Raw genomic sequence first — 21,825 nt, 5'->3', positions numbered from 1 at the left:
TGTGTGCGACTTCGGGTTGAAGCCTCGCCTCGCCGGTGATTCCGTTATGATACGCCGGGCATTCAACGGTTGGTTGGGTGCCCGGCATTACAATATGAGTGGAACCAGGAATCGACATCCGTATTGGCTATTGCATGAGATTTGCGAATGCGATGTCTTTGCTGATTCCGGTGTGTCGGCAAACAGTGCCATATGGCATCGTTATGGCTCAGATAAGGCAGGAAGCATGGCATCGAACGAAGAAGTACTGGAAGAGCTTCAACCTTCAAAGAAGAAAGGGAAGCGAAACCGTGAGGGCAAAAAGGTCAGGGAGCGTGGCGCTCATCTCTTCGATCCAATTACTTTGCGTGGTTTGACCATTCGAAATCGTATCTGGCTGCCTCCTATGGATATGTATTCTGTGTATGAGCGCGATGGCAAGCCGACGCCTTTCCACTATCAGCACTATGTGTCGCGTGGATTGGGCGGATTCGGTCTGATTATGGTCGAAGCTACTGCGGTCTCTCCTGAGGGGCGCATATCACCTTGTGATGTCGGGCTGTGGAATGATGACCAGGTCGAGGCATGGCGCTGGATTGTGGAAGGCGTACGTCAGACCGGTGCAAGCATCGGTGTGCAATTGGGCCATGCCGGTCGCAAGGGCTCCACTGGATGCTTCTCCATTGGGCATATCGCACAAAGCGTTCCTCTTGAAGAGGGCGGCTGGCAGACCGTGGGCGCAACTGATGTGCCATATGGACGATATGCGGCTCCTCGTGCTTTGACCACCGAAGAAGTGCGCGGGATTGTTTCTCAATTCCGAGATGCTGCAATGCGTGCGGTTTCAGCTGGTTTCCAAGCCATTGAATTGCATGGCGCACACGGCTATCTGCTTTCGCAATTCATGGATCCGCTGATCAATACGCGCGAGGATGAGTACGGCGGAAGTTTTGACAATCGTATGCGTTTCCCCCTGGAAGTCATAGATGCTGTGCGAGAAGCGATTTCAGACACCATGCCTCTTATGATCCGTATTTCGGCAACCGATTGGGCTGCTGGCGGTTGGGATCTCGATCAAAGCATCGATGCTGCCAAACTGTTCAAAGAGCATGGAGTGGATTTGGTGGATGTGTCCACAGGTGGCATCGTCTCTGGCGTCACAGTCCCCGTTCAGCCCAATTATCAGGTGCCCTTCTCGGCTCAGATCAGGCAAAAGGCAGAAGTGCCGGTTACCGCAGTCGGATTCATTACCCGACCAAAACAGGCACAGAAGATCACTCGTAACAGGCAAGCCGATGCGGTGCAAATCGGTCGCGCGGCCCTGCGTGACCCGTATTGGCCATTGCGCGCTGCTCATAAGCTCGGCATTCCTGTCGAAAAGGCTCCCTATGCGGATCAATACGTGCGTGGAGCGTATTAAGGGTTTGTGTCGCTCCGGCTTCCGCATTGAGCATGCGCTGGTTTGAGTCATTGGAGCATTGGCCGTTGAGCCATGGAGCAGCTTAAACATATCGCCTCGTATTCCTGATAAGAAATTAAGGAATACGAGGCGATATTGTTGTTGCCGCAATCCAATCGTTTGGCGTGCAGCACACGTTAGGCGAAGACTAACACCTTAAGCCACATACGGTTGAGACTTGCATGCTCAGGCATCGACGCCGACGGCTTCGCTTACGCTCGAGAACCCGTCCTTACGCAGCAGGTCGGCAAGACCGCGTTTGAGCACCGTGATCTGCTGCGGGCCGCGATACATAAGCGATGAAATAAACATCGCCAAGCTTGAACCCGCGCGAATCTTGGCATATGCCTGTTCCGGCGTGAAGACGCCTCCTATTCCTGCTATGGCGAAACGTTCGCCATAGGAAGCGAAGGTTTTGCGCACCATCTCAGTACTGGCGTTAGCCGTGGGACCTCCGGAAAGACCGCCCTTCAGATTCTCGGGGATATTGAGTCCGGTGCGGTCCTTTTGCAGATTGGCAATGCTCACCGCTTGCACATTGTGCTCGCTGAGCACGTCGAGCAGTTCGCGCATCTGGGGCCAGGTCTTATTCAATGGCATTTTCACCAGGGTCGGCTGCGGCCTGTCAACGGTGTCAAGCACGTCAAAGAGACGATCCAGATTGTCGGGCTCGATGAAGGGTTCTCCGACTTTGGTATTGGGGCAGGAAATGTTGATTTCCACCATCGCGGTGCGACCCGCCGCACGTTCCAGGGAGATTCGGTAATCCTCGATACCTTCGTCAAGATCGCCGGTCAAATCATCATTGGTACGTGCAATGGAGAGGGAGATCTGCATGGAGCTTGCCTGCGTCCACGCCTGTTCGGCTCGTTCAATAACTGCTTCGCTGCCGTCATTGGCAAGCCCGACATGGACCAGCATGGAATCGTATTCAGGAAAGCGGTGGAACCATGGCTTCGGATTTCCGGGGCAGGGACGTGAAGTTGTGGAACCCACTGTCTCAAACCCGAATCCGGCATTGTCCAGCAGAACCGGCATATCACAATTTTTGTCAAGGCCTGCAGAAAGCCCGAAAGGATTGGCGAAATGCACTCCTATGACATCGGTTTCCAAAATTGGATCGGTGTAGTTCAATGTGCTGCGCAAAAGCCACATCAAGGGTGCGATATTCCTGGTGACATGGCAGAATCTGATCATGTCGTCGTGGGCGGTGTCAGGGTCGTGGTTAAATACGAAATTCGGTTTGACAATGTGCTTGTATCCGAAAGTAACTAAGTCCGTGGTCGCCTTATTGACCGCGTCATGCCAAAAACTTGTGGAAACATAAGTCATACATGCCATTGTGTCACTTCTCACAAGCTCTGAACAACAGTGAGTCTGAAAATAGAGTGAATGCATGGAAAAGAACATGGCCGAAGCGGCATATTCGTTGGCGCCTGTGGACGATTGAACCGTTACGCATAACCGTTTGGAGTGCATTCGGATTGCATTCAGCAACGCTGTAAGCTGTGGTGGTAGCTTATCGGGGAACAATACTCTGGCGAAAAGGAATGGATGATGTGCGATTCCGTATGTGTGGTTATGCCGACCTACAACGAGGCTCAGAATCTGACGATCACACTGACAGGGGTTTTCGCGCATAATCCTGAAGTTCATATTCTGGTCGTGGATGATGCATCACCTGATGGAACCGGTGAATTGGCAGATGCGATGGCGCAACATGATGATCGGGTGCATGTCATGCACCGCCAGGGCAAACAAGGGCTGGGGCCTGCGTATATAGCAGGATTCGATTGGGCAATAGCGCACGGATATTCCATTATTTGCGAGATGGATATGGACGGCTCCCACAGGCCGCAGGATCTTACGAAACTGCTTGAACGCATGCGGGATCCCCGGGTTGATGCGGTCATCGGTTCGCGGCGTGTGCGTGGTGGCAGCTCTCAAGGGTGGCCATGGTATAGGAATCTGATATCCAGCTGCGGATCATGGTACGCACGGTTCATGCTCGGCATTTCGATTCGTGATATGACGGCAGGATTTCGGGCTTATCGAAGCGCGGCACTGCAACAGCTCAACCTGCATGACATTGCCGCAAATGGTTATGTCTTTCAAATCGATATGACCAGACGGCTGGCGGCCAAGGGTGCGAGAATCGTTGAAGTGCCCATCGTCTTTCCGCAGCGTGCATATGGAGAGTCGAAGATGAGCCTCGGCATTGTGTCAGAGGCGATGAAGAAGGTGACCATATGGGGTTGCGAACGGATGTGGCGCTCGCTTGTACGCATATTCCGCGACAATGGCAAGGCTCAATAACGATAGATTTTTGTTCATAATAACGAGAATCTGTGCGACTATCGTTCATTTGTTGCTGCGAAACGCTCAACATGGTTGTCATTTTGCGCGAGGATGTGCGATAATGTTCGCATGATATCCTCACAACGTCAGCATCTCATACTCAGTCGTTTGAGAACACGCGGTGCAGTGCGCATCACTGCGCTTGCAAAGGAGCTTGGTGTATCGGCTATGACGATACGCCGCGATATCGCTGAATTGGCGGATAAAGGACTGCTGAAACGAGTGCATGGCGGCGCAGTGACCACAAGCACTTTGCTGAGCGAGCCGTTATTCTCTGTCAAATCACAGATGGACATTGGCCTCAAGGATGCAATTGCTCAGGAGGCCATCAAATATGTGGCACCTGGTGATGTGATCGCAATAGGCGGCGGCACGACTGCCTATGTGTTCGCGCAGCATCTGTTGGAGTCCCAGCAATCATCGGGAATAACCATCTTGACGAATTCCATTCCTGTTGCGGAGCTGGTTCAGGCATTGGAATCCAAGGACGTCGAGGTTATTGTCACTGGCGGTGTCATCACACGTTCTAATTCACTGGTAGGTCCGATTGCGGATAAGGTGGTTGCCTCCTTGCGTGTGAATACCGTGTTTCTTGGAACGCATTCCGTATCCATCCCAAGGGGATTCCTCATGCCGAATTCCCTGGAAGCGGCCACCGATATGGCAATGATGGATATTGCCGACCGCACCATAATTCTTACTGATCACACGAAGTGGAGCTGCACATCGCTGTCGCTTTTCGCAAGCTTCGACCAAGTGGATGCAGTAATAACCGATGACGGTCTCGATCCCGATTCCGCATCAAAAACACGAGATTTGGTCAAAGAACTCGTTCTGGCCCATCAGAGCGAACAACTCGAGGAAAGTGAGTGACCGACATGGAACAATTCGCGCACTACCAGCCGGGTGCATATGCGCAGGAGCATATTCGCATCACGCCGACTACGCTGTCGGATGGTCGTGACTTTTTCTATCTTGATGATGAACCGCAGTTCGTCTCCGGCGAAAAGACTCGTGAGCTCAAGGATCCACGCCCATTGGCCTATCGATTCGCGCCACAGTTGGATGCCGAAGGCAACGAAGTGCCTTATGCTGCCCCGCAAATGCGTCGTGATCCCCTCACAGGCGATTGGATCCCTATGGCCACGGCACGTATGAACCGACCGATCACGGCCGGTCCGGGAGCGACGGCAAAGGGTAATCCTTTGGCTGCCCGTAAGCCAGGTGACCCGTATCAGGATGGAGAAGTGCCTGATACCGATTACAATGTCGTCGTTTTTGAAAATCGTTTCCCCTCCATGGTTCGCGTTCCAGGCGCCGACGAATCGGTGAGTTATATCAATGACAATCCCCTGTGGGAAAAGAAGCTGGCCGTCGGACGTTGCGAAGTGATTTGCTTTGATTCCAACGAAACCGGCTTGCCGGCCGATCTGCCTGTTTCTCGTTTGCGCACGGTGGTCGAGGCTTGGGCATTCCGCACTGCGGAAATCTCCCAGATGGAAGGCATCGAGCAAATCTTCCCATTCGAGAACCATGGCCAGGAAATTGGCGTGTCTCTGGCACATCCTCACGGGCAAATCTATTGCTATCCTTTCATCGCGCCGAAGATGGAGCAAGAGCTGCAGCATACCGAGGCCTATTTCGAACGCACAGGCGGCAATTTGCTCAAGGATATTATGCAAGGCGAGCTCGAAGCGCAGGAACGCATTGTGATGCGTAATCACAGCTGGGTGGCATATGTGCCGGCCGCTGCCCGTTGGCCTTTGGAGGTGCATGTGGCCCCGGTGCGTGATGTCCTCACGCTTGATGAGCTCAATGATCAGGAACGCTGGGATTTGGCCCAGATGTATTCCACATTGCTCAAGCGCGGCAATGCCTTCTTCGATACCGGTGATGGCAAGGGTATGGATCTGCCATATATTGCCGCATGGCATCAGGCGCCGATTCACGATAAGCGTCGCGAACACTATCGTTTGAATTTGCAGTTCTTCTCATTCCGTCGCGCAGCCAATAAGATCAAGTACTTGGCTGGTTCGGAATCCGGCATGGCTGCATGGATTTCCGATACCACACCCGAGCTTATTGCATCGCGCTTCCATGAGTTGGGCGAGATCGATATCGCATAAGGTCGCATCACATGTCAGTAATGGCAAACTGCGTTGAATAACGAAATGCCTGGCGCGTGGAAGCCAACAATATTGCGTCTTCCATGCGCCGGCACCCCTGGCATCACAAAAGATATGCCAAAACCACAACCTCATACACCGAGCTGTTCATCGCAAAGAAGTGATGGAATTCAGTCAATGATCTGACTGGGTTGTAGCAGGACGTATTGAGGACAGGAAAGATAAGGAATACTATGTCTGCCGTTGAATTTATCGAGCCGCTCACTGCGGCAGAAGGAATCCGCATCGCTTCGGAACTGTTCCGGAGCACACACGGTGAAGAACCGGATGGAGTCTGGGCCGCACCCGGTCGAGTCAATCTCATTGGAGAACATACCGACTACAACGCAGGTTTGTGCCTACCGATCGCGCTGCCTCACCGCACATATATCGCGTTGAAGCGTCGTGAGGACACCGTGGTACGAGTGGTTTCCGATGTCAGTCCGGAGCAGGTGGCCCAGTCGGATCTCGCGGGTCTTGAGGCTGGGGGAGTCGAGGGATGGTCGGCGTATCCCGTCGGAGTTGCCTGGGCATTGCGCAAAGCGGGATTCGACGCGGTGCAGGGATTTGATGCAGCTTTCGCTTCATGCGTGCCATTGGGATCCGGATTGAGCTCTTCTGCCGCAATGACATGCTCTACGGCGCTGGCCTTGGACGAAGCATATGGCTTGGGCTATGGGGAATCGGATTCCGGCAGGGTCACATTGATCAATGCCGCCATCACTTCTGAAAATGATATGGCCGGCGCATCGACTGGAGGACTGGATCAGAACGCATCAATGCGTTGCACTCCGGGACATGCGTTGCTTTTGGATTGCCGTCCGGAATTAAGCGCTCTGGAAAGCGTTTCCCAGAAGGCCTTTGACTTGGATGCCTATGGGCTTGAGTTGCTCGTTGTCGATACTCAAGCACCTCATCAGCTCAACGATGGGCAATATGCACAACGTCGCAGTACATGCGAGGAAGCCGCAAAGATATTAGGTGTGAAGGATCTTCGCGAAGCTTCGGATGCCATCTATGAGAGTGACGATGCCGATAAAGCTCTTGCCGAGACTTTGTCGGCTTTGCCGGATGAGACAATGAAGAAGAGAGTCCGTCATGTGGTGACCGAAATCGAAAGAGTGCGTCAATTCGTTGACGCATTTGCCAAGGGTGACGTCGCACAGGCAGGAAAGTTGTTCAATGCGTCGCATGATTCGCTTGCCTCGGATTATGAAGTGACCGTCCCCGAACTGGATGTGGCGGTAGAAGTGGCTCGTGCCAATGGTGCATATGGCGCCCGCATGACCGGTGGCGGATTCGGCGGATCAATTATCGCCCTTGTTGACAAGGGTCGCAGCCAAGAGGTCGCGCAGAAGATCGCCGATGAATTCGAGAGGCGCGGCTTCCACGAACCTCGGGCTTTGGCTGCTTTTGCGGCGGATTCAGCGCAGCGAGTGGCATGACATTGCACTGAAACGCCAAACGGACGGTGCATATGCGAGATAGCCGGCAGTCCATGGAAGACTGCCGGCTATACTTAATGCCATACATCCCCCTTATCCTGAGTGGAGTTTCATGAACAAGGCAATTATCACCGTCGTAGGCCAAGATACTGTCGGCATCATCGCGCGGGTTTGCACGTATCTTTCCGAACATCATGTCAATGTACTCGACATCTCCCAGACCATAATCGACGGATTTTTCAACATGATGATGATCGTCGACGTGGAACAGGCCGATGCAGAATTCAGCACCATGGTTGAAGACCTGGACGCTCTTGGCGAGCAGATCGGTGTGCGTATCCGTTGCCAGCGTGAAGATATCTTCACCAAGATGCACCGAGTCTGATCGGTCGGAGGAGCATTGCCAATGTTGAATATCATGGAGGTCCACGAGACCAATTCAATGATCGAGCAGGAAAAGCTCGATGTGCGCACGATTACGATGGGTATCAGCCTTTTGGATTGCGCCGCTGATTCCGTCGATGAGGTGTGTGACAACATTTACCGCAAAATCACCACCTATGCCAAGGATCTGGTATCCACAGGCGAAGCCATCGAACGCGATTACGGTATTCCGATTGTCAATAAGCGCATAACCGTGACCCCGATTTCCTTGGTCGGCGCCAGTGCTTGCCGCACGAGCGAAGACTTTGTGCGCATCGCGCATACGCTGGATCGCGCGGCAAAGGCAGTCGGTGTCGATTTGATCGGCGGATATTCCGCGCTGGTTTCCAAGTCCATGACCCCTGCTGAGCGACTGCTGATCAATTCGCTTCCTCAGGCCTTGTCTGAAACCGATATCGTATGCTCCAGCGTCAATGTGGGCTCCACTCGTACCGGCATTGATATGGATTCAGTGGAACTGCTGGGTCGTATGGTGAAAGAAATTGCCGAAGCCACCAAAGATAACGACAGCTACGGTTGTGTGAAATTCGTGGCGTTCTGCAACGCCCCTGATGACAATCCGTTTATGGCCGGCGGTTTCCATGGCGTGACCGAAGGTGATGCCGTTATTCATGTGGGTGTTTCCGGACCTGGCGTTGTTTCTCGCGCACTTGACGAAGCCAAGGGCAAAGATTTTGAATTCCTATGCGAAACGATTAAGCGCACTGCATTCAAGATCACCAGAGTCGGACAGCTCGTTGCTCAGGAGGCATCGCGCCGTTTAGGAGTGCCTTTTGGCATTATCGATCTGTCGCTGGCTCCGACCCCAGCTGTGGGCGATTCCGTTGGAGAGGTTCTGGAGAAAATTGGTTTGGCACAGGTCGGTGGGCCCGGCACCACGGCAGCTCTCGCCATGCTCAATGATCAGGTAAAGAAGGGCGGCATCATGGCCAGCAGCTATGTCGGCGGTCTTTCCGGTGCCTTTATTCCTGTTTCCGAAGACAAGAATATGATCGATGCGGCTTCCTCTGGGTGCCTCACCATAGAAAAGCTTGAAGCAATGACTTGCGTATGTTCTGTGGGCTTGGATATGATCGCCATCCCTGGAGACACCACTGCTGCCACCATTTCAGGCATTATTGCCGATGAGGCTGCTATTGGCATGATCAATCAGAAGACCACTGCTGTGCGTGTGATTCCTGTGGCAGGCAAGGGCGTCGGAGATATGGCCAATTTCGGCGGTCTTATGGGATATGCGCCGATTATGCCGGTGAACCAGTCCAGCTGTGAAGCGTTTGTCACCCGTGGCGGACGTATTCCTGCTCCGGTGCATAGCTTTAAGAATTAGTCTGAACTCGTTGGAAGTCAATCGGGCTGCGATATGTCATAACACATCGCAGCCCGATTGGTATTTCGGCAAAAAGATGAATGCTGGACGGAGCAACATACGATCGATAGTCAGAGCAGCCTATGAGTCTCGACTATCGTTGCGGAATGTGTAGCCGCTAGGGATATTGAGGTGTCGAAGTGGCCTTCCTCTACCTGATTGCATGAACACGCATAGAAAGGCCAGGAAGGCAGCTCGGCCGAAGGAGAGAAGAAGTTTCTGCGATCACTCGCCTCCGTCAAATCCCAACTGACGCCATGCCTCATAGATGGCAATAGAGGCGCAATTGGTCAGATTGAGGCTACGCAGGCTCGGGCGCATAGGCAATCGGACCTGCTCTGCAACGTGTGGGCCGGCCATAATATCCATGGGATCAGGGATATCTCCTGGCTCGGGGCCGAAAAGCAAAATATCGGTGGGCTTGTATTCCACTTCCGTGTAGAGCTTAGTGGCATGCGCGGTGAACGCGATTATGCGTGAATTCGGCATGGACTCGACCAGGTTTTCAAAATTGGGGTGCAATACCACGTGGGCCATATCGTGATAATCCAAACCGGCGCGACGAAGCTTGGTATCGTGCAGATTGAAGCCAAGGGGTTCGACCAGATGCAAAATCGTACCGGTTACCGCGCAGAGTCTTATGGCCGATCCGGTGTTTCCGGGGATACGTGGCGAGTAATAGCATAAATGCGGCGTCACCGTCGTGGCTTGGCCGGCTTCTTCGGCGCTGAGCATGGCGTCAATAACGCTTATGGGGTTGCCGTGCGCGTCTGTGACCAGTTCATCCGGACCATAATTCGATTTGCGATACCCGTATTCATACATGGGTTCGACATTGCCTTGAGCGGCTTGAGCGTTCTCATTCGTCATAGAGTTCAACCTATCGTTGCGAACCGACAGCGTGTTTCTGGACGGTCGGAATGCCGTGGGCTGGCATGTTCGCGAAGGATGTCGGCTTGACTCAATCCATCCCGCAAATATGTTCTTTGCTGCGTGCGGCAGGTTGGATAGGGTGCTCTGGGAGGTCAAACGCATTCAGCATGATGAGGAATATATGCAAGAATCGAAGACTGACGATTGTGATCTGAGTTTGGACGAGGTTTTCAATAGTGGCCGTGCATGAGGAAGAATATCGGGAGTTCGCGCAGGAATTCGCTCCGCGTGCCAACGAGGTGCGCCGTCGACTTGCAGCGTGGTGGCAAACGGATGCCCGAGATTTGCCTTGGCGATTCGGGCGGGCAACTCCATGGGGAGTGCTGGTTTCCGAAGTCATGAGCCAGCAGACCCAGATGAGTCGTGTGGTTCCATACTGGCAGACATGGATCACGACATGGCCGGATGCCGCAAGCTTGTCCAAGGCAAGCGCCGCTGAAGTCATCACGGCATGGGGGAGACTGGGATATCCACGACGTGCATTGCGATTGCAGGAATGCGCTCGCGTGGTGTCCGAGCAGTACCACAATCAATTGCCGCATAGCTATGAGGAGCTACTGGCACTGCCCGGTATCGGAGATTACACGGCCAGTGCAGTGATGAGTTTTGCGTATGGGCAGCGGATTGCAGTAATCGACACTAATATCAGGCGGGTGCTGTCCAGAGTGTTCTTGGGGAAGGAATCTCTTGGAGGTTCGACGACGCCGGTGGAACGCGCCTTGGCCAATGCTGTCTTGCCTGATGATGGGCGGAATATCGGGCAGATACCGGAATCAGTCGACGCTGATGTCAAGCCTGCTGAGCAGATGCCTCATGCCATAACCGCCGGCAATGCTGCAGATTCCAAGGTCGGAGACCCTGCGCAGAAGAAATCGGTCGGCGTATCTGCTATGCATACGGCAGCTTCGGTGATATGGAATCAGTCGGTTATGGAATTGGGCGCAGTCGTATGCACGGCCAAACAGCCCTTATGCGAAACATGCCCGATCGCCGAGCAGTGTGTGTTCCTGTCCAATGGCAGACCCGGCTTGGGCCAAAGGCGTACTCGTCCACGTCAGCGGTTTGCAGGCACGGATCGTCAAGTGAGAGGTATTGTGCTCCACGCCTTGCGGCAAGCTCAGACCCAGACCATCACCCGAGAGCAGGTTGAAGCATTGTGGAAGGACTCCGTGCAATTGGACAAATGCGTTGCCTCCCTTGATGACGATGGTCTGATAGAGATCATGCCTGATGGCAGTGTGCGATTGCCGCAATGAATATGAACAGGGCTTGCGGTTGCAATCGAATTGCATCTGGGATTGTCGATAGCCGGGGCGACTGCAACAAATTTCAATATCGCTGGATTGCGGTGCAATACGACCCTAGGGCATGAATGTACCATGCGACCATGGGCATGAATTGAAGATATTGGGAATGTCGCGCTACACTCGAATCATGCCTAAACGTCGTCTCACCAAGAAGCAGGTGTATCGCCGCCGTCGCATTGTGGTATTCACTGCACTGGTGGTGGTTTTGGCTGTTATTGGGTTGTGCGTGTATAGCTTGGGCCAGGGTATTTCCGCAGTGGGGGGATTGCTGAGCGGCAATAGCGCGACGGCGATAACACGAAGCAGTGTGCCCAGTCCGAAAAAGACGTCCAGTGTCAAGAACTGCGCCGTAGGAGATGTCGAACTGTCTTTGGTGCCTGAGGCGCAAAGCGTGGCAGTCGGCGGTTCGCTCAATTTCACTGCGACCATAACCTACAAGCAATCCTCAAGTTGCTTGATTGATGCTTCAGATGCCTCTCGTGTACTCACCATCAAATCGGGAAATGACACGATTTGGAGATCGGACTCCTGCCCGGTGAATTCTCGCTGGTTGCTTTTGGCTAAAGGCGATACCGATGTGCAGACCATAACGTGGAATACGAATCGAACCGGCAGCGAATGCGCTGACGATTCCACACTGCTGCATGTGGATTCGGGAACGTATGTGGCACAGCTGTCCTTGCGTGATGTGGAAGGCGTGGAAAGCGATCCCGTGACCGTCACGGTTTCCTAGCCTCATGCTAGGGTAGGGAATACCAATTCAACACGCCGACAGGGTCTTGCATCTCATCTTGTGATATGCTACTCTGTCGATTTTGCGTATGGTATGTCATATTGCGGGCATACTGACAAGGATGAAGCGCCCGCGAACAGGCATATGGCGGCCTGGCTCCAACGCTTCTGGGGATTATTACCGAACGAATAAGCGAGCGATAAGGAACGTCCATTGGCTGAAAATAAAGCTACGACGAATACCACCCAAGTCATCGCACGCGCTGACGAACATGACATCGAGCTGCATAAGGCGTCAGACCGTGTGAATTTCGGCTCCATCCGTGAGCCCATCGATGTGCCCTATTTGCTGGGCGTGCAAACCGACAGCTTCGATTGGCTGATCGGCAACGAACGCTGGCGCAAACGCGTGGAAGAGGATGAGGCCAACGGCACGAATACCGTTCCTCATGTTTCCGGCCTTGACGAAGTGTTCCAGGAAATCTCTCCAATCGAAAACTTCGCTCAGACCATGAGCCTGACGTTCTCCGATCCATACTTCGAAGAACCGCGTCACACCGTGCAGGAATGCAAGGAGAAGGATTACACCTACTCTGCTCCGCTCTATGTGAATGCCGAGTTTGAGAACGGTGATACCGGCGAGATCAAGAGCCAGACGGTGTTTATGGGAGACTTCCCGTTGCAGACGCCTCACGGCACTTTTATTATCGGCGGCACCGAGCGTGTGATCGTTTCCCAGTTGGTGCGTTCTCCTGGTGTCTACTTCGACCGCACTCCGGATCGTACTTCTGACAAGGAAGTCTTCGGCGCAAAGATCATCCCAAGCCGTGGTGCATGGCTTGAGTTCGAGATCGACAAGCGCGACACCCCGCATGTGCGCGTGGATCGTAAGCGCAAGCAGTCCGCGATTGTCTTCCTCATGGCAATTGGCATGACCAAGCAGGAAATCGCCGATGCCTTCAAGGATTATCCGCTGGTGCTCGAGGCTTTGGCCAAGGAAACCGCGGAAACCCAAGATGAGGCGTTGACCGATCTGTATCGCAAGATTCGTCCTGCAGATACCGCAACCCCTGAAGCCGGTAAGAATCTGCTGGATTCCTTCTACTTCAACACCAAGCGTTATGACTTGGCTCGCGTCGGTCGTTACAAGATCAACCGCAAGCTCGGTCTCGAGGCCGATTACAACGATCGCAGCCTGAACCGCGAAGACATCATCGCAACCATCAAGTACTTGGCCACCCTGCATTCGGGCGACAAGACTTTCCCCGGCGTGCGTGATGGCGAAAAGGTCGATCTGCGTGTGGATGTGGACGATATCGATCACTTCGGCAACCGTCGTATCCGTCAGGTCGGCGAACTGATCCAGAACCAGCTGCGTACCGGCTTGAGCCGTATGGAGCGAGTGGTTCGTGAGCGTATGACCACTCAGGACGCCGAGGCCATCACACCTCAGTCCCTGATCAACATCCGCCCTGTGAACGCCACTATCAAGGAGTTCTTCGGAACCTCGCAGCTTTCGCAGTTCATGGATCAGAACAACCCTCTGGCAGGCGTGACCAACAAGCGTCGTCTCTCCGCTCTGGGTCCTGGCGGTTTGAGCCGCGACCGTGCTTCTATGGAAGTGCGAGACGTGCACCCGTCCCACTTCGGACGTATGTGCCCGATCGAGTCTCCTGAAGGTCCGAACATCGGTCTTATCGGTTCTTTGGCAACCTTCGGACGCATCAACCCCTTCGGTTTCATCGAAACCCCGTACCGCAAGGTGGAGAACGGTCACGTCACCGACGAAGTCGTGTACATGACTGCGGATCGCGAAGCCGAGCATGTGATTGCACAGGCCAACCAGGAACTCGATGCCAACGGCAACTTCGTCGGCACTCAGGCACTGGCTCGTATGGACGAAGAAGAGGCAGTCGATGTGCCGGTCAGCTCCGTTGACTACATGGATGTCTCTCCGCGTCAGATGGTCTCCGTCGGTGCTTCTTTGATTCCGTTCCTGGAGCACGATGAGGCCACCGTGCATTGATGGGTACCAACATGCAGCGTCAGGCCGTCCCACTGATCAAGTCTGAGCGTCCTCTTGTTGGAACCGGTTCGGAATGGCGTGCAGCCGTGGATTCCGGCGATGTCATCTTGGCTGAAAAGGCCGGTGTGGTCACGTATGTCTCCGCAGACATCATCCGCGTCATGAACGATGACGGTACTCAGTCCAGCTACAAGTTGGCTAAGTTCCAGCGTTCCAACCAGACCACGTGCTACAACCAGGTTCCTCTGATCAAGGACGGGGAACGTGTCGAGGTCGGCACGGTGCTGGCTGACGGCCCTGCAACCGAGAAGGGCGAAATGGCCCTGGGCAAGAACTTGCTCGTTGCCTTCATGCCATGGAACGGCTACAACTACGAGGATGCTGTGATCATTTCCCAGCGTCTGGTGCAGGACGACACCCTCTCCTCGATCCACATCGAAGAGTACGAGATCGATGCCCGTGAAACCAAGCTGGGTGCCGAGGAAATCACTCGCGATCTGCCGAATGTCGGTGAAGATGCAGTGGCAAACCTTGACGAGCGCGGCATCATCCGCATTGGTGCCGAGGTCGAGGCTGGAGACATCCTCGTCGGCAAGGTCACCCCGAAGGGCGAGACCGAGCTGACTCCTGAAGAGCGCCTGCTCCGCGCGATCTTCGGTGAGAAGAGCCGCGAAGTGCGTGACACCTCGCTGCGCGTGCCTCATGGTGAAACCGGAACCGTCATTGCGGTGAAGGAAATCACTCGCGAAGATGCCGAAGAGGACGGCGATGAGCTGCCCAACGGCGTGAACCAGATGATTCGCGTCTACATCGCTCAGCACCGCAAGATCACCCAAGGCGATAAGCTTTCGGGTCGTCACGGCAACAAGGGTGTTATCTCCCGTATTCTGCCGGAAGAGGATATGCCATTCTTGGCCGACGGTACTCCTGTGGATATCATGCTGAATCCTCTGGGTGTGCCTTCCCGAATGAACTTGGGCCAGGTGTTGGAATTGCACTTGGGCTGGGTTGCACATGCTGGATGGGATATCAGCCTGGATCCGAATATGGAAGCCGAATGGAAGAAGTACGTTCCGCAGGGCGCTGAGAGCGGCGCTCCTGGTACTCCAGTGGCAACACCGGTATTTGATGGTGTGCGTCCGGAAACCCTGAAGGGACTGCTTTCCACAACGCTCACCGATCGTGACGGCAACAAGCTGGTCGGCGATGACGGCAAGGCGACCTTGTTCGATGGTCGTACCGGAGAACCATTCACCAAGCCGATTTCCGTTGGCTACATGTACATGCTGAAGCTTCATCACTTGGTTGACGATAAGATCCACGCCCGCTCCACCGGTCCGTACTCCATGATCACCCAGCAGCCTCTGGGTGGTAAGGCACAGTTCGGCGGACAGCGCTTCGGCGAGATGGAAGTTTGGGCACTTGAGGCTTATGGTGCTGCTTACACCCTGCACGAAATGATGACCACGAAGTCTGATGACGTCGACGGTCGTGTGCGTGTGTATGGCGCCATTGTCAAGGGAGATAACCTGCCTCCTGCGGGCATCCCCGAGTCCTTCAAGGTGCTGCTCAAGGAAATGCAGTCCCTGTCCCTGAATGTCGAGGTGTTGAACGCAGAAGGCGTGGCCATCGATATGAAGGATGAGGACGACGATCCATCCTCCACCGACGATCTTGGCTTCAATATCGGTGCGCGCCCAGACGCCTCCGCTAAGGAAGACCAAGTAGTTCGTGAGCCTGAATACCAGTGATCCCAAGCTGTGTGGTGCCCTGTCAAAGGGGCAGGACACCACACAGCACTGAATCGTGATTGACCAACCATTTTAAAGACAGGACATAAGAGTGCTGGACGTCAATGCATTTGACAAATTGAGGATCGGCCTGGCCACTGCCGACGACATCCGCAACTGGAGCCACGGCGAGGTCAAGAAGCCGGAAACTATCAACTACCGTACCTTGAAGCCGGAAAAGGACGGCTTGTTCGGTGAACAGATTTTCGGACCAACCCGCGATTGGGAATGCGCATGCGGTAAGTACAAGCGCGTGCGTTTCAAGGGCATTGTGTGCGAGCGTTGCGGTGTGGAAGTCACCCGTAGCCGCGTGCGTCGTGATCGTATGGGACATATCGAGCTTGCAGCTCCTGTGACCCATATCTGGTTCTTCAAAGGCGTGCCGAGCCGTTTGGGCTATATGCTCGATATCGCGCCAAAGGACCTGGAAAAGGTTATTTACTTCGCCGCATACATGGTTACTTCTGTGGATGAGGAGCAACGTCATCAGGATTTGCCTGATCTGCAGGAAGAGTTCGATACCGAAATCGGTAATCTCGTCAAGCGTCGCGACAATGATATCGAGGCTCGCGCTCGTAAGGTGGAAGAGGATCTCCACCAGCTCGAGGCCGAAGGTGAAGCCAAGGGCAGCGCACGCGCTAAGCTGCGCAATGGCGCAGAGCGCGATATGGCTGCTATTCGTCAGCGTTATGACGAGCAGATTCAGCGTTTGACCGCAGTCTTCGACCGCTTCAAGAACCTGAAGCCAGGGGATATGGAAGGCGACGTCGATCTGTGGCGCGAGATGGAGGATCGCTACGGCGATTACTTCGAAGGCTGCATGGGTGCCGAAGCCATCAAGAAGCGTTTGCAGGACTTCGATCTGGAAGGCGCCGCGGCTCAGCTTCGCGAAGAGATCGACACCGGTTCAGGTCAGCGCAAGGCACGTGCCTTGAAGCGTCTGAAGGTCGTCAACGCATTCCTGACCACGGGCAATAAGCCTGAGGCCATGGTGCTGGACGTTATTCCGGTCATTCCTCCGGATCTGCGTCCTATGGTGCAGTTGGACGGCGGGCGTTTCGCAACCTCCGATCTGAACGATCTCTATCGTCGTGTGATCAACCGTAACAACCGTTTGAAGCGACTCATCGAGCTGGGTGCTCCTGAGATCATGCTGAACAACGAGAAGCGCATGCTTCAGGAAGCCGTGGATTCGCTGTTCGATAACGGTCGTCGTGGTCGCCCGGTCACCGGCGCTTCCAACCGTCCTCTGAAGTCCCTGAGCGATATGCTCAAGGGTAAGCAGGGTCGTTTCCGCCAGAACCTGTTGGGTAAGCGTGTGGATTATTCCGGCCGTTCCGTAATCGTGGTCGGCCCGTCCCTGCGTATGCATCAGTGCGGTCTTCCGAAGCCAATGGCTTTGGAACTGTTCAAGCCATTCGTGATCAAGCGTTTGGTGGATTTGAACTACGCGCAGAACATGAAGAGCGCAAAGCGCTTGGTGGATCGTGGCGACGCCGAAGTGTGGGGTGTGCTCGAAGAGGTTATCTCCGAGCATCCTGTGTTGCTTAACCGTGCACCTACTCTGCACCGTCTGGGTATTCAGGCCTTCGAGCCAATCCTGGTCGAAGGAAAGGCAATCCACCTTCCTCCTCTGGCTTGCGCCGCATTCAACGCAGACTTCGACGGCGATCAGATGGCAGTGCATCTGCCATTGAGCGCCGAAGCCCAGGCTGAGGCACGTACCCTGATGATGGCTTCTGACAACATTTTGAAGCCTGCAGATGGCCACACCGTGACCATGCCTTCTCAGGATATGATTCTGGGTCTGTATTACTTGTCCACCGCAGTTGAAGGTGCCAAGGGTCAGGGTCGTGTATTCGGATCCTTGGATGAGGCTCAGATGGCGCTGGATCGCCATGAGATCGACATGCAGTCCAAGGTGCTGATCCGCGTTCCTGCAGACTTCGTACTGCCTACCAATTGGGAACCGGGAGAGTTGAAGGTCGTCGATCCGATCGACGGTCAGGATATGGTGAAGGAAGAGCGCTTCCAGGATGGTACCGTCCTGTTCGCCACTTCCTACGGACGCATTCTCTTCAACGAGACCTTGCCGACGGATTACCCATTCGTCAACGAGCAGGTTCCTAAGGGCAAGCTTTCCAAGATCGTCGACGATATCGCAACGCGATATTCCACCGCGCAAGTGGCTGCAACCTTGGATGCCCTGAAGGATCTGGGCTTCACTCGCGCACCTTGGTCCGGTGTGACGATGGCCTTCTCCGATATCGTGGCGCCGAGCGACCGCGAGGATATCGTCAAGGACTTCGAGGAACAGGCCGATAAGGTCAACTCGCAATACGATATGGGTCTGCTTACCGATGAAGAGCGCCGTCAGGAGCTCATCAATCTGTGGACCGAATGCACCGATAAGGTTGCTGACTCGATGCGTGACAACTTCCATGATGACAACAATGTGAACATCATGGTGCAGTCTGGCGCACGTGGTAACTGGATGCAGATTCGTCAGATCGCAGGTATGCGTGGTTTGGTGGCTAACCCGAAGGGCGAGATCATTCCTCGACCGGTGAAGTCCAACTACCGTGAAGGCCTGTCAGTGCTGGAGTACTTCATCTCCCAGCACGGTGCACGTAAGGGGCTGGCAGATACCGCACTTCGTACGGCAGAGTCTGGTTACCTGACTCGTCGTCTGGTCGATGTTTCCCAGGAAGTCATCGTTCGCGAAGAGGATTGCGGTACCAAGCGCGGTCTTTCCATGAAGGTCGCCGATCGCGATGAGAACGGCAACCTCGTGCTGGTCAAGGCAGCAGATGGTGGTCCGTATTCCCGCTTGCTGGCAACCGATGTTCTCGATCCTCAGGACGGCAAGACCGTGCTCTACAAGGCCGGCGATGCCCTGTCCATGGATGTGCTCGAGGACTTGGTGGCCCATAGTGTCGAGGAAGTCAAGGCACGTTCCGTGCTGACCTGCGAATCCAAGCGTGGCGTGTGCGCCAAGTGCTATGGCTGGTCGCTGGCAACCAACAAGTTGGTGGATGTCGGCGAGGCAGTCGGTATCGTCGCTGCACAGTCCATTGGTGAGCCTGGTACCCAGCTGACGCTGCGTTCCTTCCACTCCGGTGGTGTGGCTTCTGCTTCAGATATCACCCAGGGTCTTCCTCGTGTTACCGAGTTGTTCGAAGCTCGTACTCCTAAGGGTGAGGCACCGATCGCTGAATTCCCGGGAACCGTCAAGATCGAAGATACCGATCGCGGCCGTCAGGTGACTCTGTCTCCGGATGACGGCACGGTTGAGCCGATTGTGTACCCGGTAACCCGTCGCGCACCTATGCTGGTCAAGGATGGCGAACATGTTGCAGCCGGTACGCAGCTCATCGAGGGTTCTGTGGATCCGAAGAAGATCCTGCGTATCCTCGGACCGCGTGCTGCACAGGTCAACATCGTGGAGGAAGTGCACAATGTGTACCGTTCCCAGGGTGTGGATATCCACGACAAGCACATCGAGGTCATCGTGCACCAGATGCTGCGTCGTATCACCGTGATCGATTCCGGCGATACCAAGCTGCTGCCGGGCGAGCTGGTGGATCAGTCCCGCTTCCGCGAGGCCAATCTCGAAGCCGTGAAGAACGGTGGCAAGCCTGCTGCCGGTCGTCCTGAGCTGATGGGTATCACCAAGGCTTCGCTGGCAACCGATTCGTGGTTGTCCGCGGCATCCTTCCAGGAGACCACGCGTGTGCTCACCGAGGCCGCCCTGAACCAGAAGGAAGATGACCTGAAGGGTCTGAAGGAGAACGTCATTATCGGTAAGCTGATCCCGGCCGGAACCGGTTTGGCACGTTACCGTAATGCCGTGGTTGAGCCTGACAAGGCCATCCGCGACACCATCTACCCGAACTTCGGTTTGGGCGGTGACGACGCTGCTGCTATCGACTTCGGCGATGGCGATATGGGCGATGTTGACTTCTCCAACATCGACTTCGGCGATCTGAAGCTCGGTGACGACTTCAACCCTGATGACTACCTGAATGATGAAGGCGGTCAGGGTGATCTGGGCGACGATTTGAGCCTGTGATTACTGAATAGCGCATAGCAAATAATGGGCGGTCTGCTGTATGGCGGGCCGCCCATTTCGTGTATGCAACCGAGTGCGAAGTATGCCCTAAGTGAACTTGACTTCAAGCAAACTTGAAGAAATATGCTGGACGGTATTGATGCGTATCGCCAAACAGACAAAGCGATGTCGGGTGATATCACAAAGTCGACTTGGTTGGTCGGGTTCACATATTTGCAGATGAGGGAGTTGCAAATTACATAGCTCGGCCGTGAATATTGCGAATGTTTGTTTGAAGCGATACCACAATGGCTGGTTGGAAACGGGCCGGGGCTGATTGGAATCAGTGCCGGAATATGCAAGACGAGGAGATGCTATGAGCATTCATCAATTGGCGATATGTGGAGCAACAGGCACTATTGGTCGTGAAGCGGTGAGAAGTGCTGTAGAACATGGTCTGCATGTGCGAGTACTGACCCGTAGGGAGCAGTCGGCTCGTCAATTATTTTCGCAATATGCCGATAATATTGAAATCGTTACTGGAGACTTGACCGACTTGAATGATGTTATGGCCTTTGTTCAAGGTGCGGACGGCGTAATTATGACGCATGGGGCTCCATATGGGGATGAGCGAGGATATAAGGCCATCGATTTCGGTGCGGTAGCGAATGTCGTCAGCGCATTATCGGGTAGTGACACGAAGATCGCATTGATGACTTCAATCGGTACCAGTCATTCAGACGCCCCTGTTTTGGCTTATAAACGCAAGGGAGAAGAGGCCTTGCGTGCTTCTGGATTGCCATATTTCATAGTTCGTCCCGGGTGGTTTGAGCGTGGTGCGTCCGGTAATGCGCAACTTATGCAAGGGGATCGTATTGAATACGGGCAGGCATCCCCATCCGATGTTGGTGATGTGCTGGTGGAAGGGTTGCTTGATCCTGCAATAACGGCGCATACCTGCGAAGTGTTTACACAAGACACGGAAGAGTCAATCGCAGAGCAATTGGCTGCATTGCATGCAGATGCTTGAGTCTTGTAGAAGAGTGTTGTTAATCGATGTACTTATCGATCGGGCATGTCTTTATATGACCTCTGTGACGAGTGCTGTATACGATAGAAATGAGTGATTTATGCCAGTGTCCAAGGAAATAACAAAATCGATACTTGATATCAATGATGTGCTAATCCGAGGTATGCTCCACGCCGATGTGGGAGTATTGAAGAGCATACTTGCTCCGAACTATTCATTGGTGCATATGACCGGGTATGGGCAATCCGGACAGGAATGGTTGAATCAGCTAGCGGACGGCCGAATGCGATATGACAAAGTCGATGTGGTCTCCGTCGAAGTTGAAGGCGATGGCGAGCATCCTATTTTGAGGATGCGTTCACGAACAACTGCAAATATTTGGGGCTCGCAGGGGACTTGGAATCTGGATCTGCGTTCAACCTTCAGACGTCAAGGTGATGGCTGGGTTTTCGCGCATACAGATGCAAGTACTTGGTAGTGCCCCCCCCACAATCGTGTCTCTGACTTGGTTACTCTCGAACCGCAGAGATTCACGGTGGCATTCTTGACCTGAGGCATTTCAACAGTCGGATTAAAAGTCATGAGCTACCCATGATTTTGCTTCGATGAATAGGCGATGCGCAAGCCTGCAAGATGACTTACACATTACCTATTCATCGTTTTGATAAGGCGCGTATGGAAGCCTTGTATATATGACTGAAAGATACGGCCATGAATGTAGTGGAACACGCCGTTTGACG

14 protein-coding genes and 1 pseudogene are annotated in these 21,825 nt (G+C 54.1%); 13 read left to right on the top strand and 2 right to left on the bottom strand.

Features of this window, described 5'->3' with window-relative positions:
- The first annotated feature begins 226 nt into the window (after positions 1 to 226).
- On the top strand, positions 227 to 1,399 hold the full coding sequence (locus BITS_RS01670; RefSeq protein WP_044259252.1) for an NADH:flavin oxidoreductase/NADH oxidase: 1,173 nt from the start codon (positions 227 to 229) through the stop codon (positions 1,397 to 1,399).
- A 225-nt stretch (positions 1,400 to 1,624) separates the two neighbouring features.
- On the opposite strand, the gene BITS_RS01665 is transcribed toward BITS_RS01670, so the two are convergent.
- On the bottom strand, positions 1,625 to 2,770 hold the full coding sequence (locus BITS_RS01665) for a quinone-dependent dihydroorotate dehydrogenase (protein ID WP_026642861.1): 1,146 nt from the start codon (positions 2,768 to 2,770) through the stop codon (positions 1,625 to 1,627).
- 225 nt (positions 2,771 to 2,995) lie between these two features.
- Here BITS_RS01665 and BITS_RS01660 point away from each other — a divergent pair, with 225 nt between their 5' ends.
- The 6 genes from BITS_RS01660 to BITS_RS01635 all read left to right on the top strand — a co-directional run bounded on the left by BITS_RS01660 (position 2,996) and on the right by BITS_RS01635 (position 9,177).
- Positions 2,996 to 3,754, top strand: a complete 759-nt coding sequence (locus tag BITS_RS01660; protein ID WP_026642863.1) for a polyprenol monophosphomannose synthase — start codon at positions 2,996 to 2,998, stop codon at positions 3,752 to 3,754.
- 111 nt (positions 3,755 to 3,865) lie between these two features.
- Positions 3,866 to 4,669 (top strand): DeoR/GlpR family DNA-binding transcription regulator, encoded by an 804-nt coding sequence (locus BITS_RS01655; RefSeq protein ID WP_026642864.1) that lies wholly within the window; start codon positions 3,866 to 3,868, stop codon positions 4,667 to 4,669.
- 5 nt (positions 4,670 to 4,674) lie between these two features.
- The gene (gene galT / locus BITS_RS01650; protein ID WP_026642865.1) at positions 4,675 to 5,922 is read left to right on the top strand and encodes a galactose-1-phosphate uridylyltransferase; all 1,248 of its coding nucleotides are present in this window, start codon (positions 4,675 to 4,677) and stop codon (positions 5,920 to 5,922) included.
- Positions 5,923 to 6,155: 233 nt separating this feature from the next.
- Positions 6,156 to 7,406 carry a galactokinase gene (gene galK / locus BITS_RS01645; protein ID WP_026642866.1) on the top strand — a complete coding sequence of 417 codons (1,251 nt, stop codon included), beginning with the start codon at positions 6,156 to 6,158 and terminating at the stop codon, positions 7,404 to 7,406.
- A 112-nt stretch (positions 7,407 to 7,518) separates the two neighbouring features.
- Complete coding sequence (locus BITS_RS01640; RefSeq protein ID WP_026642867.1) at positions 7,519 to 7,791, top strand: ACT domain-containing protein; 273 nt, start codon at positions 7,519 to 7,521, stop codon at positions 7,789 to 7,791.
- Positions 7,792 to 7,812: 21 nt separating this feature from the next.
- Complete coding sequence (locus tag BITS_RS01635) at positions 7,813 to 9,177, top strand: PFL family protein (RefSeq protein ID WP_026642868.1); 1,365 nt, start codon at positions 7,813 to 7,815, stop codon at positions 9,175 to 9,177.
- A gap of 264 nt (positions 9,178 to 9,441) precedes the next feature.
- Here BITS_RS01635 and BITS_RS01630 read toward each other — a convergent pair whose 3' ends face one another.
- Positions 9,442 to 10,086 carry a tRNA (cytidine(34)-2'-O)-methyltransferase gene (locus BITS_RS01630; protein WP_081693604.1) on the bottom strand — a complete coding sequence of 215 codons (645 nt, stop codon included), beginning with the start codon at positions 10,084 to 10,086 and terminating at the stop codon, positions 9,442 to 9,444.
- 302 nt (positions 10,087 to 10,388) lie between these two features.
- On the opposite strand from BITS_RS01630, the gene BITS_RS01625 reads away from it, so the two are divergent.
- From BITS_RS01625 to BITS_RS01600, 6 genes and pseudogenes are all read left to right on the top strand, one after another.
- Entirely contained in the window at positions 10,389 to 11,405 is a 1,017-nt protein-coding gene (locus tag BITS_RS01625; RefSeq protein WP_026642870.1) for an HhH-GPD family protein, read from the top strand.
- 178 nt (positions 11,406 to 11,583) lie between these two features.
- The gene (locus BITS_RS01620; RefSeq protein ID WP_034534500.1) at positions 11,584 to 12,189 is read left to right on the top strand and encodes a hypothetical protein; all 606 of its coding nucleotides are present in this window, start codon (positions 11,584 to 11,586) and stop codon (positions 12,187 to 12,189) included.
- A 213-nt stretch (positions 12,190 to 12,402) separates the two neighbouring features.
- Positions 12,403 to 15,965: pseudogene (rpoB, locus tag BITS_RS01615) on the top strand (DNA-directed RNA polymerase subunit beta).
- A gap of 91 nt (positions 15,966 to 16,056) precedes the next feature.
- On the top strand, positions 16,057 to 20,076 hold the full coding sequence (locus BITS_RS01610; RefSeq protein ID WP_026642873.1) for a DNA-directed RNA polymerase subunit beta': 4,020 nt from the start codon (positions 16,057 to 16,059) through the stop codon (positions 20,074 to 20,076).
- 355 nt (positions 20,077 to 20,431) lie between these two features.
- Positions 20,432 to 21,085, top strand: coding sequence for an SDR family NAD(P)-dependent oxidoreductase (locus tag BITS_RS01605; RefSeq protein ID WP_051264398.1), 654 nt, complete (start codon positions 20,432 to 20,434; stop codon positions 21,083 to 21,085).
- Positions 21,086 to 21,185: 100 nt separating this feature from the next.
- A complete protein-coding gene (locus tag BITS_RS01600; protein WP_051264399.1) occupies positions 21,186 to 21,563 on the top strand; it encodes a nuclear transport factor 2 family protein in 378 nt (125 codons plus the stop codon).
- Positions 21,564 to 21,825: the final 262 nt, after the last annotated feature.

Origin of the sequence: Bifidobacterium tsurumiense, assembly GCF_000741765.1 — a bacterium.
In the GTDB taxonomy this organism is placed as follows: Bacteria; Actinomycetota; Actinomycetes; order Actinomycetales; family Bifidobacteriaceae; genus Bifidobacterium; species Bifidobacterium tsurumiense.
Note: the sequence above shows the minus strand (reverse complement) of the source record. Positions and strands in the feature narration are given on the sequence as shown.